The organism is Luteimonas salinisoli (assembly GCF_013425525.1).
GTDB classification, from domain to species: domain Bacteria; phylum Pseudomonadota; class Gammaproteobacteria; order Xanthomonadales; family Xanthomonadaceae; genus Luteimonas; species Luteimonas salinisoli.
Genome location: NZ_JACCKA010000093.1, coordinates 382 through 20,270, shown reverse-complemented (window position 1 = coordinate 20,270; position 19,889 = coordinate 382). Strand labels below are relative to the sequence as shown.

At 71.7% G+C, this 19,889-nt stretch carries 14 protein-coding genes; 5 read left to right on the top strand and 9 right to left on the bottom strand.

Annotation, left to right across the window (positions count from 1 at the left end; genetic code table 11):
* Positions 1–59 precede the first annotated feature (59 nt).
* Together H0E84_RS18820 and H0E84_RS18815 are read right to left on the bottom strand one after the other, a co-directional pair.
* Positions 60–503, bottom strand: coding sequence for a carboxymuconolactone decarboxylase family protein (locus tag H0E84_RS18820; RefSeq protein ID WP_180680196.1), 444 nt, complete (start codon positions 501–503; stop codon positions 60–62).
* Between the two features lie 78 nt (positions 504–581).
* Complete coding sequence (locus H0E84_RS18815) at positions 582–1,445, bottom strand: RNA polymerase sigma-70 factor (RefSeq protein WP_180680195.1); 864 nt, start codon at positions 1,443–1,445, stop codon at positions 582–584.
* A 256-nt stretch (positions 1,446–1,701) separates the two neighbouring features.
* On the opposite strand from H0E84_RS18815, the gene H0E84_RS18810 reads away from it, so the two are divergent.
* Complete coding sequence (locus tag H0E84_RS18810; protein ID WP_180680194.1) at positions 1,702–3,270, top strand: fumarate hydratase; 1,569 nt, start codon at positions 1,702–1,704, stop codon at positions 3,268–3,270.
* A 71-nt stretch (positions 3,271–3,341) separates the two neighbouring features.
* Positions 3,342–3,977 (top strand): glutathione S-transferase family protein, encoded by a 636-nt coding sequence (locus tag H0E84_RS18805; protein ID WP_180680193.1) that lies wholly within the window; start codon positions 3,342–3,344, stop codon positions 3,975–3,977.
* 213 nt (positions 3,978–4,190) lie between these two features.
* On the opposite strand, the gene H0E84_RS18800 is transcribed toward H0E84_RS18805, so the two are convergent.
* The 4 genes from H0E84_RS18800 to H0E84_RS18785 all read right to left on the bottom strand — a co-directional run bounded on the left by H0E84_RS18800 (position 4,191) and on the right by H0E84_RS18785 (position 8,236).
* Complete coding sequence (locus H0E84_RS18800; protein WP_180680192.1) at positions 4,191–5,990, bottom strand: ABC transporter transmembrane domain-containing protein; 1,800 nt, start codon at positions 5,988–5,990, stop codon at positions 4,191–4,193.
* A 76-nt stretch (positions 5,991–6,066) separates the two neighbouring features.
* Positions 6,067–6,660 carry an IMPACT family protein gene (locus H0E84_RS18795; protein ID WP_180680191.1) on the bottom strand — a complete coding sequence of 198 codons (594 nt, stop codon included), beginning with the start codon at positions 6,658–6,660 and terminating at the stop codon, positions 6,067–6,069.
* Positions 6,657–7,721 carry a hypothetical protein gene (locus H0E84_RS18790; protein WP_180680190.1) on the bottom strand — a complete coding sequence of 355 codons (1,065 nt, stop codon included), beginning with the start codon at positions 7,719–7,721 and terminating at the stop codon, positions 6,657–6,659. Before H0E84_RS18790 ends, H0E84_RS18795 begins: the two co-directional genes overlap by 4 nt.
* The gene (locus tag H0E84_RS18785; protein ID WP_257644313.1) at positions 7,718–8,236 is read right to left on the bottom strand and encodes an RNA polymerase sigma factor; all 519 of its coding nucleotides are present in this window, start codon (positions 8,234–8,236) and stop codon (positions 7,718–7,720) included. Before H0E84_RS18785 ends, H0E84_RS18790 begins: the two co-directional genes overlap by 4 nt.
* Positions 8,237–8,477: 241 nt before the next feature.
* Here H0E84_RS18785 and H0E84_RS18780 point away from each other — a divergent pair, with 241 nt between their 5' ends.
* The 3 genes from H0E84_RS18780 to H0E84_RS18770 all read left to right on the top strand — a co-directional run bounded on the left by H0E84_RS18780 (position 8,478) and on the right by H0E84_RS18770 (position 13,380).
* On the top strand, positions 8,478–11,345 hold the full coding sequence (locus H0E84_RS18780) for a bifunctional diguanylate cyclase/phosphodiesterase (RefSeq protein ID WP_345776353.1): 2,868 nt from the start codon (positions 8,478–8,480) through the stop codon (positions 11,343–11,345).
* 274 nt (positions 11,346–11,619) lie between these two features.
* A complete protein-coding gene (locus H0E84_RS18775; protein WP_180680271.1) occupies positions 11,620–12,240 on the top strand; it encodes a protein-L-isoaspartate(D-aspartate) O-methyltransferase in 621 nt (206 codons plus the stop codon).
* 624 nt (positions 12,241–12,864) lie between these two features.
* Positions 12,865–13,380, top strand: a complete 516-nt coding sequence (locus tag H0E84_RS18770) for a DUF1579 domain-containing protein (protein WP_180680188.1) — start codon at positions 12,865–12,867, stop codon at positions 13,378–13,380.
* Between the two features lie 81 nt (positions 13,381–13,461).
* Here the strand turns inward: H0E84_RS18770 and H0E84_RS18765 are convergent, their stop codons facing one another.
* From H0E84_RS18765 to H0E84_RS18755, 3 genes are all read right to left on the bottom strand, one after another.
* Complete coding sequence (locus H0E84_RS18765; protein ID WP_180680187.1) at positions 13,462–15,987, bottom strand: TonB-dependent receptor plug domain-containing protein; 2,526 nt, start codon at positions 15,985–15,987, stop codon at positions 13,462–13,464.
* Positions 15,988–16,404: 417 nt separating this feature from the next.
* Positions 16,405–17,877 (bottom strand): aldehyde dehydrogenase family protein, encoded by a 1,473-nt coding sequence (locus tag H0E84_RS18760; RefSeq protein WP_180680186.1) that lies wholly within the window; start codon positions 17,875–17,877, stop codon positions 16,405–16,407.
* 288 nt (positions 17,878–18,165) lie between these two features.
* A complete protein-coding gene (locus tag H0E84_RS18755; protein ID WP_180680185.1) occupies positions 18,166–19,812 on the bottom strand; it encodes an acetolactate synthase large subunit in 1,647 nt (548 codons plus the stop codon).
* Between the last annotated feature and the right edge of the window lie 77 nt (positions 19,813–19,889).

Below are 19,889 nucleotides of genomic sequence, written 5' to 3'. Positions count from 1 at the left end.
ACCTGGCGCGCTCCTTCAGGCGGGCGCGTGAACGCATCCGGGGCGGCATGCCGCCCGGGTCAGGGCAATGGCGTACGCAGCCCGACCGCGAGACGGTTCCAGCCGTTGATCTCCACCGCGAGGAAGGTCAGCTCGGCGATCGCGGTCTCGTCGAAGTGCTCGAGCAGCGGCGCATAGTCGGCGTCTGCGGCGCCGCTGGTCTCGATGCGGGTCAGCGACTCCGCCCAGCCGAGCGCGGCCCGCTCGCGGGCGTCGAACAGGCGGCTCTCGCGCCAGCCGGCCAGCGTGTCGAGCCGGCGCTGCTCCTCGCCTGCCTCGCGCAGCTCGCGGGCGTGCATGTCCAGGCAGTAGGCGCAGCCGTTGATCTGCGAGACGCGCATCTTCACCAGTCCGGACAGGCCCGGGCCGAGCCGGCTCTCGCGCAGGGACTCGGCGAGCGCGAGCATGGCGCGGAAGGCCTTCGGGGCGAGCTTCGGATAGGGGATGCGTGGTCGTTGCGACATGGGAGCTCCGGAAAGCGCGGCCACCGTGGCCGCTTCACCGCGAGGACGGGCCGGCGAGCGCGGGCGTGACACCCGCGGTCAATGCAGGCGCAGCTTGTCCGGATTCATCTGGTTGAGCACCTCCACGATGCGGTCGCCGTCGCTGACGATCATGGTGATCATCTGCAGCCGGCCATGCAGGAAGCGCAGCCCGGCCGGTTCGCCGTTCACGTTTCCGATCCGCCAATGCGCGGCCGCGGGGACGCGTCGTGCCGCCGCCCAGTACAGCCGGGCGATCCGCTCGGCGCCCTGCAGCGGCCGCAGCGCCGCGACGGCCTTGCCGCCGCCGTCCGAAAGCAGGCGCGCGTCGGCATGCAGCAGCCCCATGATCGCCTCGCGATCGCCGCTGGCCGAGGCCTGGACGAAGCGCTCGAGCAGTTCCCGATGACGCTCGGGCGCGACGTCGGGAAAGCGGGCGCGGCCGGCCTGCACGCGTTGCCGGGCCCGGTGCACCATCTGCCGGCAGTTGGCCTCGCCATGGCCGAGCATGGCCGCGATGCGCGCATAGTCGTAGTCGAACACCTCCCGCAGCAGGAACGCCGCGCGCTCCTCCGGGCCCAGGCGCTCGAGCAGCGCGAGGAAGGCCAGCGACACCTGTTCGGCGATCTCGGCGCGGCCGGCGGGGCCGGGCGAGTCGTCGATGGTGAGCGGTTCCGGCAGCCACGGGCCGACATAGTCGGTGCGCGCGGTCCGCGCCAGGCGCAGCCGGTCGATGCCGAGCCGGGTGACGGCGGCGACCAGCCACCCGGCCGGGTCGCGCACCGCGGCGTGGTCGGCCTGGCGCCAGCGCAGCCAGGCGTCCTGCACCGCGTCCTCGGCGTCGGCGCGCGTGCCGAGCATCCGGTAGGCGAGGGCCAGCAGGCGCGGGCGATGGGTCTCGAAGGTCTGGTCGTGTGGACTCATGCTCGGGTGGACGTTCGGGAGCGCGCGGGCGTGACAGCGACAGGAAGCGGGCCGGGGCGCAGTTTCGCGGCTCGGCGAAGAGCCTGGTGCCTGGAACGTTGCTCGCCACCCGCACCAGGTCGACGCCCGCGGCAGCTGTTGAGCATGCTGTCGGGTGCACCGGGGCCGCAAGCGTCGAGCCCCAGGATCCCGGCGTCGCCGGGGCGACGGTCGGACAGCGTGGTTCCGGGGCCGGGGCGTTGTGCGCTGCGGTAAAATGGCCGCTGCCCACGCCAATCCGCAGGCCGCCGTGATCAGTCCCCAGCCCGTCGTCATCCGCCAGGACGACTTCATCCAGAGCGTCGCCGACGCCCTGCAGTACATCAGCTACTACCACCCGGTCGACTACATCCGCAATCTCGCCGTGGCGTGGGAGCGCGAGGAGAGCCCGGCGGCGAAGGACGCGATGGCGCAGATCCTGATCAACTCGCGGATGTGCGCCGAGGGCCACCGGCCGATCTGCCAGGACACCGGCATCGTCACCGTGTTCCTCAGGATCGGCATGGACGTGCGCTGGGACGCGACCATGGGGGTGGAGGACATGGTCAACGAAGGCGTGCGCCGCGCCTACGGCCACCCGGACAACAAACTGCGCGCCAGCGTGCTGGCCGATCCGGCCGGCCGTCGCCGCAACACCGGCGACAACACGCCGGCGGTGGTCAACGTGTCGGTGGTGCCCGGCAACATCGTCGACGTGATCGTCGCCGCCAAGGGCGGCGGCTCCGAGGCGAAGTCGAAGTTCGCCATGCTCAACCCGTCCGACTCGATCGTCGACTGGGTGCTGAAGACCGTGCCGACGATGGGCGCGGGCTGGTGTCCGCCGGGCATGCTCGGGATCGGCATCGGCGGCACCGCCGAGAAGGCGATGCTGCTGGCCAAGGAGGCGCTGATGGAACCGATCGACATCGTCGACCTGCGCGCGCGCGGGCCGTCGAACCGGCTCGAGGAGCTGCGCCTGGAACTCTTCGACAAGGTCAACGCGCTCGGCATCGGCGCACAGGGCCTCGGCGGCCTGACCACGGTGCTCGACATCAAGATCCGCGACTACCCGACCCATGCCGCCAACCTGCCGGTGGCGATGATCCCGAACTGCGCGGCCACCCGCCACGCGCACTTCGTGCTCGACGGCTCCGGCCCGGTGGCGCTGGAGCCGCCGTCGCTGGAGGACTGGCCGAAGCTGACCTACGATGCCTCCAAGGGGCGCCGCGTGGACCTCGACAGCGTGACCCGCGACGAGGTCGCGAGCTGGAAGCCCGGCGAGGTGCTGCTGCTCAACGGCAGGCTGCTGACCGGCCGCGACGCCGCGCACAAGCGCATCGTCGGCATGCTCGACCGCGGCGAGCCGCTTCCGGTCGACTTCGCTGGCCGCTTCATCTACTACGTCGGCCCGGTCGATCCGGTGCGCGACGAGGCGGTCGGCCCGGCCGGCCCCACCACCGCCACCCGCATGGACAAGTTCACCGACCAGGTGCTGGCGCAGACCGGCTTGCTCGGGATGATCGGCAAGGCGGAACGCGGCCCGACGGCGATCGAGGCGATCAGGAAGCACCGTTCGGTCTACCTGATGGCGGTCGGGGGCGCCGCCTACCTCGTGTCCAAGGCGATCAGGGCGGCGCGCGTGGTGGCTTTCGAGGACCTGGGCATGGAGGCCATCTACGAGTTCACCGTGCAGGACATGCCGGTCACGGTGGCGGTGGATTCGGCCGGCGAGTCGGTGCACCGGACCGGTCCGCGCGAATGGCAGGCGCGGATCGGCAGGATCCCGGTGGTGGTCGAGCCGGCCTGAACCGGCATCGCCGCGATCGGTGCGGCGGCGAAGGCGCATAATGCGGGGCCGCGTTCAAAGGACCAGGCCGCATGACCGCGACGCTGTACTACTCCCCGAGCACTGCCGCGCTGGTGGTGCACTGGCTGCTGATCGAGCTCGACGTGGCGCACGAGCTGCATGCGCTCGACTTCGACCGGCGCGAGCAGAAGTCGCCGGAATACCTCCGGCTCAACCCGGCGGGCGTGGTGCCGACGCTGGTGCTCGACGGCGAGGTGCTGACCGAATCGACCGCGATCGTCATGCACCTGGCCGACCTGTACCCCGATGCGCAGCTGGCGCCGGCCCCGGGCACGGTGGAGCGGGCGCGCTACTACCGCTGGATCTGCTTCTGCGCCAACACCCTGCTGCCGGCCTACCGTGCCTGGTTCTATCCGGAAGAGCCGGCCGGCGAAGCCGGCCAGCTGGACGCGAAGGCGCATGCGCGCGAGCGCATCGAAGCGGCATGGCAGCGCGTGTCCGATCAACTCGAGGGCGGCGCGCCCTACCTGCTGGGCGAGCGTCCCTCGGCGGCGGATTTTCTGCTCACGATGCTCATGCGCTGGTCGCGCAACATGCCGCGACCCAGCGACCGATGGCCGGCGCTGCGCGCCCACGCCGAGCGGATGAAGGCGCGCCCGGCGTTCCAGGAAGCCTGCCGCCGCGAGGGCATCACCGACTGGCTTTGAGCCGCGCTGCCGCAGCGGCTTCCCGTAGGAGCGTGCCATGCACGCGAAAGCCGAGGCAGCAGGACGGACGCCTGGTATCGCTACCTGGCCGAACGGAGCCATCCGCGGCCTTCGCGGCCATGGGCCGCTCCTACAGGGGTGGTCGGGCCCTGGGCCACGGCCGGCTCCGCGGGTTTCAGGAGCACCGGCGCTGCGGAAGGCGGTCCGCCGGCCTCAGCCCAGGAACTGCAGCCGCGCCAGGTCCGCGTACAGCCCGTCCTCCGCCAGCAGCGCCTCGTGGGTGCCCTCGGCGACGATGCGGCCGCGGTCCATCACCACGATGCGGTCGGCCTTGAGCACGGTGGCCAGGCGGTGGGCGATCACCACGGTGGTGCGGCCCTGCATCAGGTTCTCCAGCGCATGCTGCACCGCGCGCTCGCTTTGCGCGTCCAGCGCCGAGGTGGCTTCGTCGAGCAGCAGGATCGGCGCGTCGCGCAACAGCGCCCGGGCGATCACCACGCGCTGCTGCTGGCCGCCGGACAGGCGCGCGCCGCGCTCGCCCAGCTGCTCGTCGTAGCCGTGGGGCAGGGCGGCGAGGAAGGCGTGCGCCTCGGCGGATGCCGCCGCGGCTTCGACCTCGGCATCGTCGGCCTCCAGGCGGCCGTAGCGGATGTTGTCGCGCGCGCTGGCGGCGAAGATGGTCGGCTGCTGCGGAACCAGCGCGATGTGTTCGCGCAGGGCGACCGGGTCGAGCGCGCGCACGTCGACGCCGTCGACGCGCACCGTACCGGACTGCGGATCGTGGAAGCGCAGCAGCAGCGCGAACACGGTGCTCTTGCCGGCGCCGGAGGGGCCGACCAGGGCGACGGTCTCCCCAGGCCGCACGTGCAGCGAGAATCCTTCCAGTGCAGGCGCGTCCGCGCGCGCCGGGTAGTGGAAGGTCACATCGTCGAAGTGCAGCTCGCCGCGCACCGGCGCCGCCAGCGCCTGCGCGCGCGCGGGCGCCTGCAGGGTGGAGGTCTCGACCAGCAGTTCGTTGATCCGGCCCATGCCGCCGGCGGCGCGCTGCAGCTCGTTCCAGACTTCCGCCAGGGCGCCCACCGAGCCGCCGCCGAGCAGTGCGTACAGCACGAACTGGCCCAGGGTGCCCGGCGTCAGCGCGCCCGCGGCGACGTCGTGCGCGCCCGACCACAGCACGATGGTGATCGCGCCGAAGACGGCGGTGATCGCCACCGCGGTGACGATCGCCTGCACGCCGATGCGCTTGCGCGCGGTCGCCACCGAGCGCGCCACGGCCTCGGCGAAGCGGCCGCGCTCCCAGCCTTCGCGGGCGTGCGCCTGCACCGTGCGGATCGCGCCCAGGGTCTCGGCGGCCAGGGTGTTGGCGTCGGCGACGCGGTCCTGGGCGCTGCGTGAGATCTTCTGCAGCCGGCGCCCGCCGAGCACCAGCGGCAGCACGAATACCGGGATGCCGACCAGAGTGTAGGCCGCCAGGCGCGGGCTGGTGACCACGAGCATCGCCATGCTGCCGAGCACCATCACCACGCTGCGCAGCGCCACCGACATCCCGGAGCCGACCACGCCGCGCAGCAGTTCGGTGTCGGCGGACAGGCGCGAGACCAGCTCGCCGCTGCGGGTGCGTTCGTAGAACGCCTGATCGAGGCCGACGAGGTGCGCGTACAGGCGGTTGCGCAGGTCGGCGATCACGCGCTCGCCCAGCAGCGAGACGAAGAAGAACCGCGCCGCGGTGGCGATCGCGAGCGCCACCGCCACCAGGAACAGCAGCGCGAACGCGGCGTCGATGTTGCTGCCGCTGTCGAAGCCGCGGTCGATCATCATCCGCACCGCCACCGGCAGGCTGAGCGTGGCCGCCGACGAGGCCGCCAGCGCCAGCAGCCAGGCGACGAGCAGGCCGCGCTGGCGCAGCACGAACGGCCATAGCGTGCGCAGGGTGCCGACCGGCGCTTTCGCCCCGGCCTCGGCGGCGTCTGCGGGGGAAGCGCGGGGCTGCGGATCGGGAGAGGCGTCGGCCATCGGGTTCGGAGAAGTTCCTGGAGTCGCGCCGGATGCAGCCGATGCGGACGTGGAAGGGTCGAACCCGGGCGGGATCTCAGGCGCGGTCGTGTTCGAAACGTACCCGGTCACGGGTGGCGTCGCGCAGGCGGTTTTTCAAGTCGTCGGCGCGCAGCGCGGGCAGGCGCACGCGGAAATGCGCGCCGTCGGCGGCGAAGATCTCGTCGAGCTTCTCCGCGGCGAAGGATTCGAGGGCTGCGTGCACCGCGCCCAGGTCGTCGAAGCCGGCATGCACGGCGAGTTCCAGCTGTGCCACCAGCGGCAGGCGTTCGGCCAGGCGCAGGCATTCGGCCGCGGCGCCGCCATAGGCGCGCACCAGACCGCCGGCGCCGAGCTTGACGCCGCCGAACCATCGCGTGACCACCACCGCGACCCGGTCGAAGCCCTGCCCGTCGATGGAGGCGAGGATCGGCCGTCCCGCGGTGCCGGCGGGCTCGCCGTCGTCGCTGGAGCGGTACTCGCCGGCGACCCGCCAGGCCCAGCAGTTGTGGGTGGCGTCGGCGACCGCGACCTGCCGCAGCCAGTCCTGCGCCTGTGCGGTTCCCTCCACCGCTACCGCCCGGGCGAGGAACCGGCTGTGCCTGACCACGATGTCGTGTTGCGCCGGGGCCGCGAGCGTATCCAGGCTCATTCCTCGAGCAGCCCGCGCAGGTCCTCGGGCAGTTCGGCCCCGGGGTGGCGGCGGTGGAACTCGCGCAGGCTTTCGCGCGCGGCCTCGTGCTCGCCCTGGTCGCGCAGTTCGCGGATGCGCGCGAGCCAGGCGCGGTGGACCTGCGGCGAGTCGGCCGTGGCCGGCGGGGCGTCGTCCAGCGGCTGGTCGAGGAACACGTCCTGTTCCTCCGTCCGCAGGACCGGGGCGGTCTCGGCGGTCGCCGCAGCTCCAGGCACCCGCTCGCGACCGATGGCGGTGCCGGTATCGGTATCGGTATCGGTGGGCGCCGCGACAGGTGCCAGCGTGCGCTGTACCGACGGCGGGGGCGCGGCGACCCGGGAGCTCTCCGCTCCGGAAGCTTCCGCCGCCGCCGCCGCCGGCGCCGGCGGTGCCGGCGGCGGGGAAGGGAGCGGCACGGGCGTCTGTTGCGGCGCGGCCTCGTACATGCGCGCCGCCTGCCCCCGCTGTTCCGCCACACGCGCTTCGGTGGCCTTCAGCTCGTTCTCGCGGGACCGCGCCTGCCGGGCCTCGGCCTCGGCCTCGGCCGAGGCGGCGGAAGGCTGCGGGGTCGGCTCGGAGCGGGCCGCGGGCGGGGGCGCTTCGGCGCGGAGCGGCGGCGGCGCTGGCAGCGTGCGAACCTCCCGATGCGGATCGGGCGCGCGCACCTGCGCCGCATCGTCGGGAGGCGCGGAGGCAGGTCTCGCGGCAGCGGGCGCATCGGCCGCATCGGCGGCCGACTCCGCCGCCCGCGGCACGGCGGGAAGCGATTCGGGCACCGGCCGGAGCTGCCAGGCGATCCCAAGCGCCAGGGCCAGCGAGGCGGCGATCCCGAGCGTGGCCGGCCAGCGGCGGCGGGGGCGCCGTCCGCGCCCGTCCAAACCGCCGGACCCGCCGCCCGCCGCAGGGCGTGCGGCGGCGCGCGCGGCCGCCAGGATCCGTGCGTCCAGCGCCGGCGAAGGCTCCGCGCGCGGCGCGCTGCGCGCCAGGCGGTCGGCCAGGGCGCGCTCGTCGGGCGTCAGCGGTTCGCGGTCACGGGTCATGCGTTCAGCCTCGTCCGCAGCTTGTCCATCGCGTAGCGCAGGCGCGATTTCACCGTCTCCCGGCCGACGCCGGTGATCTCGCCGATCTGCTCGAGCGTCAGCTCCTGCTCGAGCCGCAGCAGCACCACCTCGCGCTGCTCCTCGGGCAGTTCGTCGAGCGCCAGCTGCAGGGTTCGGCGCTCCTCGAACTCCGAAAGACTACGTTCCGGGGTGTCGTCGTCGGGTACACGCGCGATGCGCTCGTCGGCATCGTCGGGCGCGGGCGGGCGGTGCGAACGGGCGCGCCAGTGGTCGGCGAGGCGGTTGCGGGCGATGCGGTACAGCCACGTGGCGAAGGCGGCCTCGGGCCGCCAGCCGTCGCGGGCGGCGATCACCCGCTGCCAGACGTCCTGGAAGGCCTCGTCGGCCAGCGCGCCGTCGCGCAGCTGGCGCAGCAGGAACCGATACAGGCGCGTCCGGTGGCGCGCGTACAGGCGCTCGAACGCGGTGGCCTCGCCGCGCACCCATGCCAGCATCAGCGCCGCGTCGGTGGCTTCGTCCTGATCCTGGCAGTCGGCGTCGTTCACCGCCGGCAGGTTAAGCGGTGACGAGCCGCGCGTGAAGCCCGGATGCGGCCGCAGGGGCGGGCGGGGAGGGCGGCAGGACGTGATCTGCGTCATGTCCGCGATAACGTGCCGGGCGGGGCAGCGGGGTCGATTGCCGAAAGCGCGGGCGTCTGCCGTTATGCTTGGGGCAGGGGACCGGAACGGAGCGGGTGTGGACGGAATTCGGCAAGGCTCGCCGGCTGCGCCGGCGTCCGGGCATGGCCTGCAGGCGCTCATCGAGATGCTCGGCGGTCTGCTGTCCCCGGGCTCCGGCCTGGCGGTGTGCTGGCGCGATCCGCACCTGGGCAGCGGCTCCGCCGCCAGCGATGGTGCCGGCGCCGCCCTGCGCGCCCGCGCGGAGGGCGCGCTGGCCGGGACCGGCCCGGGACCGGCCTCGCCCGCCGACGTGCTGTGGGAGGACGGCCAGACCCGCGTCAGCGTGGCGGTGGAGCAGGGGCGCGGGATCGGCGAAGACGTCACCGGTACCTGGCGCGCGTTGGCCGGGCGGGTGATCGGCGCGCTGGTGCAATCGGAGCTGTCGCGGCTGCAGGTGCGGTCGCTGCAGAAGTCCGAGCGCCTGCAGCAGGCGCTTTACGAGATCGCCGACCTGTCGGGGTCGTCGCGGGAAATGCACCAGATGCTGGCGAGCATCCACGCCGTCGTCGCCACGCTGATGTCGGCCGAGAACTTCTACATCGTCCTGTACGACGACCTGCGCGAGACGGTCCGTTTCCTGTACTTCGCCGACCAGATCGATCCGTGGACCGCGCAGCCGGATCTAGACCTGGCGCTGGACGGGATGCCCAACAGCATCACCGTGGCGCTGCTGCGGCACGGCCAGCCGATGATGGGCCCGTCCGAACGCATCCGCGCCGCGCTGGGGGTGGAGCGCGATGCGGCGCACGGCCCCGACAGCGCCGACTGGCTGGGCGTGCCGATGCGGCGCGACAGCCGCGTCTGCGGCGCGATCGTGGTGCAGAACTACGACCGCCCCGGCAGCTACACCGAGGAGGACCGCGCGCTGCTCGAGTACGTGGCACAGCACATCCTCACCGCGCTGGACAGGAACCATGCCCGCGCCGAGCTGGAGCGCCGCGTCGACGAGCGCACCGGCGAGCTGCAGCACGCAAACCTGGTGCTGCAGGCCGAGGTGGTGGAGCGTCAGCGCGCCGAGCGCCTGCAGCGGGCGCTGTACCGCATCAGCGAGATGTCGGTCACCGCCGGCAGCCTGGAGCGCTTCTACCAGGACGTGCACGAGGTGGTCGGCGGGCTGCTGTACGCGGAGAACTTCTACATCGCCATGCTCGCGCCCGACGGCGAGCGCATCGAGTTTCCCTATTCGGTGGACGAGCGCGACCCCGTGAGGCAGCCGCGGCGGATGACCAACGGCCTGACCGAGTTCGTCGTCACCAGCGGCCAGCCGCTGCTCGCCGACCGCGACACCATCGCCAGTCTGGAGTCGCGCGGGAACGTGCGCAGCCGGGGCACGCGCGCGCACTGCTGGCTGGGCGTGCCGCTGGCGCGCGACGGCACCGTGATCGGCGCGATCGCGGTGCAGAGCTACTCGCCGGGCATCGTGTTCGAGGAGCGCGACCAGGAGCTGCTGACCTTCGTCGCGCACCACATCGGCGGGGCGCTCTCGCGCAAGCGCGCGCAGGAGTCGCTGAAGGCCGCGCACGCCGAGCTCGAGTTCCGGGTCGAGGCGCGCACCCGGGAGCTCGAGGACGCCAACCGCGAGCTGCGCGCGCAGATCGGAGAGCGACTGCGCGCCGAGCAGCGGCTGATCCACCAGGCGCGCCACGACCAGTTGACCGGCCTGCCCAACCGCGAGCACCTGCTCGAGCGCCTCGACGCCGCGATCGCGCGCATGCACGAGCCCGGCACTTCGCCGTTCGCGGTGCTGTTCCTCGACCTGGACCGCTTCAAGCTGGTCAACGACAGCGTCGGCCATGCTGCGGGCGACGAGCTGCTGGTGGAGGCCGGGCGTCGCGTGCGCCGCACCCTGGCCACGACCGACGTGGTGGCGCGGCTGGGCGGCGACGAGTTCGCGATCCTGCTCGAGGACGTCGACACGCCCGCCGTGGCCGAGGCGGTGGCCGCGCGCGTGCTCGAGGCGCTGTCCAGTCCGGTGTGGGTGGCGGGCCGCGAGCTGTTCCCCTCGGCGAGCATCGGGATCGCCATCTGGCAGCCGCGCTATCGCCATGGCGAGGAGCTGCTGCGCGACGCCGACGCCGCGATGTACCGCGCCAAGGCCCGCGGCCGCGATCGCAGCGCGCTGTTCGACGAGGCGATGCGCGCCGAGGCCACGCGGCTGCTCGACCTGGAGGCGGACCTGCGCCGGGCGATCATCAGCGACGCGTTCGTGCCCTACTTCCAGCCGATCGTGCGGCTGTCGGACGGCGCCGTGGTCGGACACGAGGCTCTGCTGCGCTGGAATCACGACCTGCGCGGGCCGCTGCTGCCCGCGGACTTCATCGGCGTGGGCGAGGACAGCGGCCTGATCGAGCAGGTCGACTGGTTGATGTACGCGCACGTGGTGCGCTGGCTCGGCGGCCACCCCGATGGCTACGTCTCGATCAACGTCTCGCCGCGGCATTTCCACTCCGAGGATTTCGCCGAGCGGCTGCTGCGGCTGCTCGACGATGCCGGCGCCGATCCGCGCCGCCTGCGCATCGAGCTGACCGAGGTGGCGCTGCTTGACGATGCGCCGCGGGCGCTGCGCATGCTCCGCCTCCTGCGCGAGCGTGGAGTGCTGGCGCTGCTCGACGATTTCGGCACCGGCTTCTCGGCGCTGTCCTATCTGCACCGCTTCCCGATCCAGTCGCTGAAGATCGACCAGAGCTTCGTCGCCGGCCTGGACGGCGAGACCCGCGCCGAGAGCCTGGCGCTGGTGCGCGCGATCCTCGCCCTGGCCGGCACCCTGGGCATCGACACCATCGGCGAGGGCGTGGAGACCGAACAGCAGCGCCAGACCCTGCTGCAGCTGGGCTGCCAGTACGGCCAGGGTTTCCTGTACGGGCACCCGCGGCCAGCGGACTGAGGCGGGCCTGCCGGCGCGCCGCCCGGGCGGGTCACGGCCGTTTCACCCGGTCGCGGGCACCATCGCGGTATCGGTGCGAAGCGAGGGAGGTGTCCCGATGATCGCGTCCACTGGCTGCGTGGCGGTCTCGTCCCGGCGACGTCCGGCGTCCCGCGCCGGCTCTCGGCGTTTGCTGTGCCTGCTCGGCACGGCATTGCTCTGCGGGCCGGCCGCGCTCGGCGCGCAGCCTCCGGGCGATCGCGGTCCGGACCCGAGCGCGACGGCGCGCGAGCTCATGGTCGAGCGGCAGATCGCCGCGCGTGGCATCGGCGATCAGCGGGTGCTTGCGGCGATGCGCGCGGTGCCGCGGCACCGTTTCGTCGGCGAGGGCCACGCGGCGCGCGCCTACGAAGATCATCCGCTGCCGATCGGCCACGGCCAGACCATCTCGCAGCCCTACATCGTCGCGCTGATGACCGAACTGCTGGAGCCGCGGGCGGAGCACCGGGTGCTCGAGGTCGGCACCGGGTCGGGCTATCAGGCGGCGGTGCTCTCGCCGCTGGTGGCCGAGGTGTACACGATCGAGATCGTCGAGCCGCTGGCGCGGCGTGCCGCCAAGGTGCTGGACGAGTTGGGCTACGACAACGTCACGGTGCGGGCGGGCGATGGCTACGCCGGCTGGCCCGAGCACGCGCCGTTCGATTCGATCATCGTCACCGCCGCGCCCGACCGGGTGCCCGAGGCGCTGGTCGAACAGTTGCGGCCGGGAGGGCGGATGGTGATTCCGGTGGGGCCGGTGCATGCGCTGCAGGAGCTGCGCCTGATCGAGAAGGCCGCCGACGGCACCGTGACCGACACCATGGTCGCGCCGGTGCGCTTCGTGCCGATGACCGGCGGCGCCAGCCTGGTCCGATAGCGCGCCAGGCAGTTCCTTCGGTCGCGATGATCCGCGCCAGGCAGTCCCATCCGGTGCGAGGATCCGTCACCGTCGCCACGGGGCTGCGCTAGTGAATAGCCGCTTTTGGCAGACGCTCCTTAGAAGAGCGCCTTCGGTCGAGCGCGCGGGGCGTGAGCCGAGCCGGGGGTGTTGCTCCGCCCTTCGGTCCGGCCATCCATGGCCGGACTCAGGGCCGCTGCACATCCATGTGCAGCTCTCCGCAACACCCCCGGCGCGGCTCACGCTTGGACGTTGTTGAGCTTCGGTGGGATGGACTACCGAGCATCCGAAAGGAAATGACCGGTGCGGCGCCCGGGCCGGGCATATGCGGACAGCAGACCAGGGATGGTCTGCGGCGGCGAGTCGGGCCATGGATGGCCCGACCGAGCCGGGGAGCATATCCCGGCCCGGGCGTCGCTGGCTCCGAAGCCCGCGAATCACCCTGCTTTTGAGTTGAGCGACTTCGGTCGAGCACAGTCGTGAGTCGTGCCGGACAATGGATTATCGGGCCTGCCAACCCATCCCAGATTGGATCTCGGGGCCGCCCGTGACCGCCTGTCGCAATGGTGGGACACTCTCCCGGAAAAGCGGCGGAGAACTGACATGGGCAGCAACGCATTCGAGGCTTCGTGCGCCGAAGGCGGCGGCCATCATCGCCTCTGCGGGATGTGCGGCGACTGGGAGGGAACCACCCGGGTCTGGTTCGAGCCCGGCCAGCCGCCGGCGATGGAGCTGCCCCAGCGCGGCACCATCCGCGCCATCGCCGGCGGGAGATTCCTGCTGCACGAGTACGAGGCCGGCGAGGGCGACCAGGCCTCGTCCGGGGCCGCGATCTACGGCCTGCACCTGGACGAGCGCGCCTATGAGAGCGCCTGGGTGGACAGCTTCCACACCGGCACCTCGGTGATGTACTCCACGGCGCCGGCCGAGGGCGAGGCGTTCTCGGTGCGCGGCAGCTACGGCGACGGCCGCGGCGGCCCGCGCTGGGGCTGGCGCACGGAGTTGGTGCAGCCCTCCGACGACGAGTTGGTGGTCACCATGTACAACGTGCCGCCGCAGGGCGCCGAAGCGAAGGCGGTCGAGACCAGCTACCGGCGGGTAGGCGCAGCGAGGGACTAGACCCGCAGCAGCCGGCGCCGGTTCCGCGCCGGTGCCGGGATGGTCGATGCCGGCCGCGCCGGCGCGCCGCCGGATGTCCGTTCAGAAGCTGAAGTTCACCTTGGCGTAGTAGTAGCCGCCGTTGATGCCGAACGGCAGCGTCTCCCACCCGTACAGGAAGCCCAGCTGCGGGAAGGGCGCCGCGTTCACCGGGTCCCACTTGTCGGGATAGGTGTCGAGCAGGTTGTTGGCGCCGATCGTGAAGCGCAGCTTGTCGGATGCCTGCCAGGCGACGGAAGCGTCGAACAGCGTCTGCCCGTCCCACTTCTGCTTGAAGCCCGGAGTGAAGCCCTCGCCGGCGACCGAGCCGTAGTAGTTGGCGCGCAGGGTCCAGTCCCAGGCACCGATACGGTAGACCCCCTGCAGCATGTAGCGGTTGCCGGGCTGGCCTTCCTCGACCAGGGTCACCTGGGTGTCGTCGAACAGCGCTTCCGGGGACAGGATGTCCGACTGGGAACGGCGATCGGTGACCTCGGTGCGGTTCCAGTGCAGCAGCGCCGTGAGCTCGAGCATCCCCCCGGCGGCCTCGGTGTTGAAGTCGGCCACCACGTCCACGCCCTCGGTGCGGGTGTCGATGGCGTTGGTGAAGAACAGCACCTGGCCGACGCCGATCGGGTCGAGGATGGCGCGGATCGGGCAGTTGGCGTTGTCCGGGACGCAGGGCGCGCCGTCGGTGCCCGTGCTCTCGGGCGCGATGTTGCTGGAGAAGATGATGCGGTCGTCGATGTCGATCCGGAACACGTCGACGGTCAGGGCGAAGCGCTCGCTCGGCGTCCAGGCGATGCCGAGGGTGGCGCTGGTCGATTCCTCTTCCTTCAGCTGCGCGATGCCGAAGGCGCGGGTGACCTCGCTGTCCTGGCGGGCGGTCAGGGTGTCGGTGAGCACGCCGTCGGCGTTGAGATTGGTGGAGCGCTGGCCGTAGAACAGCTGCTGCACGCCGGGGGCGCGGAAGCCGCTGGCCACGGTGCCGCGCACGGCGAAGGTGTCGGTGGCGTCGAAGCGCGCGGACAGTTTGCCGGTGGTGGTATTGCCGAAGTCCGAGTAGCGCTCGTGGCGGACCGCGGCGCCCAGCAGCAGCCTGTCGAACCTGGATTCGGCGTCGAGATAGACGGCCTGGCTGTGGCGGCTTTCGTCCACCGCCTCGGTTGGCGAGAAGCCGGGGAACCCCTGGATGCCGGGCTGCGCGACCTCGCCGGTCTGGCCGAGGATCGGGATGCTGCGATCGTTGCCGCGCCCGTAGGCGTAGGAGACCGGGTCGCCGGCCTCGATCGCGTATCCCTCGCGGCGGTATTCGAGGCCAGCCGCGAGGTACAGCGGCTCGCTGCCCAGGCCCCAGTCGATCGGGCCGCGGACGTCCAGGTTCACGGTGGTCTGGTCGAACTCCAGGGCGCCGGTATGCGCCGCCAGCGGGGACTCTTCGAAACGCGGCCCGGTGGGATCGGCGGGGTCCAAGGGCTCGTACCACCAGCTCACGTTGACCGAGTTGCGTTCGTCGAACTCGAAGCGGCTGCGGCCGTGGTTGACCGAGACGTCCCACTCCCAGCCCTCGCCGAAAGGCGCGCGGTAGCCGGCGGCGAGCGATTCGTCCTCGACCGTGGTGATGATGTTCGGCAGGAAGCCGTCCGGATAGAGTTCCGGCACGCTGCGATTGTCGCCGCCGCTGCGGAAGAATCCGGACGAGTCGCCCTCGCGCCGCGACAGCCCGCCGAACCAGTACAGCTCGCCGGCCGCCACCGGCAGGCCCCCGTTGAGCCAGAAGTACGCATCCTTGGCGTCGGCATCGCCGAGCCGCTGGGTGACCCGCGGCGGATCGACGCGCGCGCTGTCGGGGCCGGCGCGGTTGGTCTCCTCGCGGTCGCGGTACTCGGCGGTGAGATTGAGGAAGCCGTCCGCGCCCAGGGCGAAGCCGGTGTTGACGCCGCCGTGCAGCACGGTGCCGTCGCCCTCGTAGGTCTGGCCGGTCTCGAAGCTGCCGGTGGTGACGCCGGTGGCGCTCTTGAGGACGATGTTGATCACACCGGAGATCGCGTCCGAACCGTACTGCGCCGCGGCGCCGTCGCGCAGCACCTCGACGCGCTCGATGGCGGAGATCGGGATGGCGTTGATGTCGGTGCCGGCCGAGCCGCGGCCGATGGTCTGCTGCACGTTCACCAGCGCCTGCTGGTGGCGGCGCTTGCCGTTGACCAGCACCAGCACCTGGTCGGGGCCCAGCGCACGCAGGGTGGCCGGGCGGATGATGTCGGTACCGTCGCTGACGAAGGTGCGCGAGAAGTTGAAGCTCGGCTCGAGCACCTGCAGCATCTGGCCGATTTCCTGCACGCCGGCCTTCTCCAGCTGCTCGCGGCTGATCACGTCCACCGGTGCCGCGGTTTCGGCGGCGGTGCGCCCGCGCACGCGCGAGCCAAGGACCTGGACGGCATCGAGCGTGGTGGCCTCGTCCTGTTGCGCCGGCGGCGGCGCGGGCTCCTGCGCCTGTGCCTGGAAGGCCAGCAGCAGGGCGGCGCACAGGGGCGCCCGGAACGGAGTGGAACGCTGCGCGCATCGCGGCGCACGGACAGGACGATTCATGGTGGCTCTCCCCGGAAAAGGCCGAAAAACGCGAAATTAGCCGTCCGCAGACGGCCTTCGTCCCCCTGTCCGGGCGAACATGACGGTTTCATGACCACCCGGGCCGGGTTGTAGCACCGCGCGGGTGAGGATGGGAAGAGGGACTTTGGTCGGGAGCGCGGCCGACCCCGCCGCCGCGGTGCGGCCGGTGGTTCGCGGGCAGATCCGGGTCTGGGGCATGCGCCGGCATCGTCCGCCTTGCTGTTCAGGTGGCAGCGACGGCCGTCGCTGCGCGGCGCTGCGGGTCGCGACTCGCAGGCGGCGGCATGCCGCCGCGACTTCCACGGCTCGGGCCACCAGCCGCGCACCGCGCTCCAGCAGCCTTCAAAAAGGGGACGGCGGGCACAAAAAGTGCCCGGCCGTGCGCGCCGGTGCCGGTTACCCCCGGATGACCAGCAGCCGGTGCTCGGTCATGTCCTCGATCGCGTAGCGGACGCCTTCGCGGCCGAGCCCCGACTGCTTGATGCCGCCGTAGGGCATGTTGTCGACGCGGAAGCTGGGCACGTCGCCGACGATCACGCCGCCGACCTCGAGCCGGTCCCAGGCGCGCATCGCGTGGCCGAGATCGGCGGTGAACACGCCGGCCTGCAGGCCGAATTCGCTGGCGTTGACGGTGTCCAGGGCGTCCTCGAAGTCGTCGAACGGCTGCAGGCAGGCGACCGGGCCGAACACCTCCTGGCGATAGAGGTCGCAGTCGCGGGGCACCTTCTCCAGCAGCGTGGCCGGCAGCATGTTGCCGTCGCGGGGTCCGCCGGCGATGCGCTTGGCGCCGCCCTTCAGCGCTGCGTCCACCCACGATTGGATGCGTTCTGCGGCCTGTTCGTCGATCACCGGGCCGATGAAGGTCTTCTCGTCGCGCGGGTCGCCCATGCGCAGCTTCGCCACTTTCGCCTTGAGCTTGCGGCGCACGGCGTCGTAGAGGTCGCGGTGGACCAGCACGTGCTGCACGCTGATGCAGCTCTGGCCCGACTGGTAGTAGGCGCCGAAGACGATGCGGTCGACCACGTGGTCGAGATCGGCGCCGGGGTCGGCGTCGACGATGCAGGCGGCGTTGCCGCCCAGCTCCAGCACCACCTTCTTGCGGCCGGCGCGGGCCTTGAGTTCCCAGCCGACCAGGCCGCCGGTGAAGCTGAGCAGGGCGATGCGCTCGTCCTCGGTGAGCGCGGCGGCGTCCTCGTTGCTGCAGGGGACGATCGAGAACGCGCCCTTGGGCAGGTCGGTCTCGGCCAGCACCTCGCCGATGATCAGCGCGCCGACCGGGGTCTTGGCGGCAGGCTTGAGCACGAACGGGCAGCCGGCGGCGATCGCAGGTGCCACCTTGTGCGCCACCAGGTTGAGCGGGAAGTTGAACGGGGTAATGAAGCTGCACACGCCGATCGGCACGCGCTTGACCATGCCGCGGTAGCCGCGGGTGCGCTCGGAGATCTGCAGTTCGAGCACCTGGCCGTCGATGCGGGTGGCTTCTCCCGCGGCGATGCGGAACGTGTCGATCAGGCGGGTGACCTCGCCGCGGGCGTCGCCGATCGGCTTGCCGGCCTCGATGCACAGCGCCAGGGCCAGCTCCTCGGCGCGTTCTTCGAAGCGGCGCATGCAGTGCTCGAGCACGTCGCGGCGTCGGTCGGGCGAGAATTCCGCCATCGGCTCGCGCGCGCGGTAGGCGGCGACGATCGCCTTGCGGATCGTCGTCGCGTCTCCGAATGCGGTACGCGTGGCCAGCTTGCCCGAGTATTTGTCGTGCACCTCGAGGTCGGTGTTGGCGGTGACCGGCAGGTTGGCGAGGTAGTAGGGGTAGCTGCGGGCCAGGCCGGAGCGGTTCTGGCGGCTGGTCTTGGGCTTCTTCGGCTTGGCCATGGTCGATCCTCGTGCTTGATGGGCGCGTACTTGATGGGCGCGTATGCGGCGGGTCCGCTCAGGCTGGCGTGCGAGTGAAGCGCCCCCGTACAGCCGAGCTTGCTCGGCTGCGGGGGCTCCGGAGCCGGGAGCAGCGGAGCGAGCTCCGCTCTACGGGGCTTCGGGGCGAGACGCCGCACGATCCGCCCAGCCCCTGTAGAGCCGAGCTTGCTCGGCTGCGCAGGCTCCGGAGCCGGGAGCAGCGGAGCGAGCTCCGCTCTACGGGGGGCGGGTGTGGTGAGGGCATGTTCAGGCCACCGCTGCGCTCAGCCGCGGGATGTCGTCGTTGAGGATGCGGTCGTCGTCGCTGTAGTCGAGCGGGACGTCGATCAGGTCCACGCCCGGCGTTTCCAGGACCCGGCGCAGCAGCGGCAGGAACTCCGCCGCGGACGACGGGCGGTGGCCGCGAGCGCCGTAGGCCTCGGCGTACTTCACGAAGTCCGGATTGCCCAGGTCCATGCCGAAGTTGGGGTAGTCCTCGTGCTGCTGCTTCCACTTGATCATGCCGTAGGCGTCGTCGCGCACCACCAGGACCACCAGGTCGATCCCCAGGCGCACCGCGGTCTCGAGTTCCTGCGAGTTCATCAGGAAGCCGCCGTCGCCGCAGACCGCGACCACCTTGCGGTCGGGATGGACGATGCGGGCGGCGATCGCCGAGGGCAGCCCGGCCCCCATGGTGGCCAGGGCATTGTCGAGCAGCAGGGTGTTGGGACGGCGGCAGCGGAAGTTGCGCGCGAACCAGATCTTGTAGAGGCCGTTGTCCAGGCAGACGATGTCCTCCGGGCCGAGCGCCGCGGCCACGTCGGCGACGATGCGCTGCGACACCATCGGGAAGCGGTCGTCGCCGGCGCGGTCGTCGAGATGCGCCAGCATCGCCCCGCGGGCGCGGTCGAAGCAGGCGAAATCCCAGTGCGACTGCGGCTCCAGGGCCTCGGTCAGCTGCCAGACCGCATTGGCGATGTCGCCGACCACTTCGATCTGCGGGAAGTACACCGGGTCGACCTCGGCGCCGGCGTAGTTCACGTGGATCACGGTGCGGCGTCCTTCGCGCATGAAGAACGGCGGCTTCTCGATCACGTCGTGGCCGATATTGATGATGCAGTCGGCAGCGTCGATGGCGCGATGGACGAAGTCGTGGTCGGAGAGCGCCGCGTTGCCCATCCACAGCGGGCCGGTCTCGTCCAGCACGCCCTTGCCCATCTGGGTACTGAAGAAGGGAATGCGCAGCTTGTCGATGAAGCCGCACAGCATGCTGGCGGTGGTCTTGCGGTTGGCGCCGGCGCCGAGCATCAGCAGGGGGCGGCGCGCCTGGCGGATCGCGCGCGCCGCCGCGTCGATGGCCTTGTGCTCGGCCAGCGGGCGGCGGGAGGCGGAGGCCGGGATCAGCCGCGCGTCGGTATCGTCGCCGGCGATGTCCTGCGGCAGCTCGAGGTGCACGGCGCCGGGGCGCTCCTCCTCGGCGCGACGCACGGCTTCACGCACGCGGGCCGGAATGGTGTCGGCGGAGACCAGTTGGCGGGTGTACTTGGTGAGCGGCCGCATCATGTCGACCACGTCGACGATCTGGAAATGCCCCTGCTTGCTGCTGCGGATCGGCTTCTGGCCGGTGATCATGAGCATCGGCATGGCGCCGAGCTGGGCGTAGGCGGCGGCGGTGACGAGGTTGGTGGCGCCCGGCCCGAGCGTGGACAGGCAGACGCCGGCCTTGCCGGTCAGGCGGCCCCAGGTGGCGGCCATGAAGCCGGCGGCCTGTTCGTGGCGGGTGAGCACCAGGCGGATCGATGAGTTGCGCAGCGATTCGAGCAGGTCGAGGTTCTCCTCGCCGGGGATGCCGAAGACGACTTCCACGCCTTCTGCTTCTAGTGCCGAGACGAACAGGTCGGAGGCTTTGGTCATGGTTGCGGGGGGCGTCCTGGCGGTGGCGATGCGAATGTCTGGGGGCGTGGAGGGCGGCCGGGCGGTGCGCTTTCGAC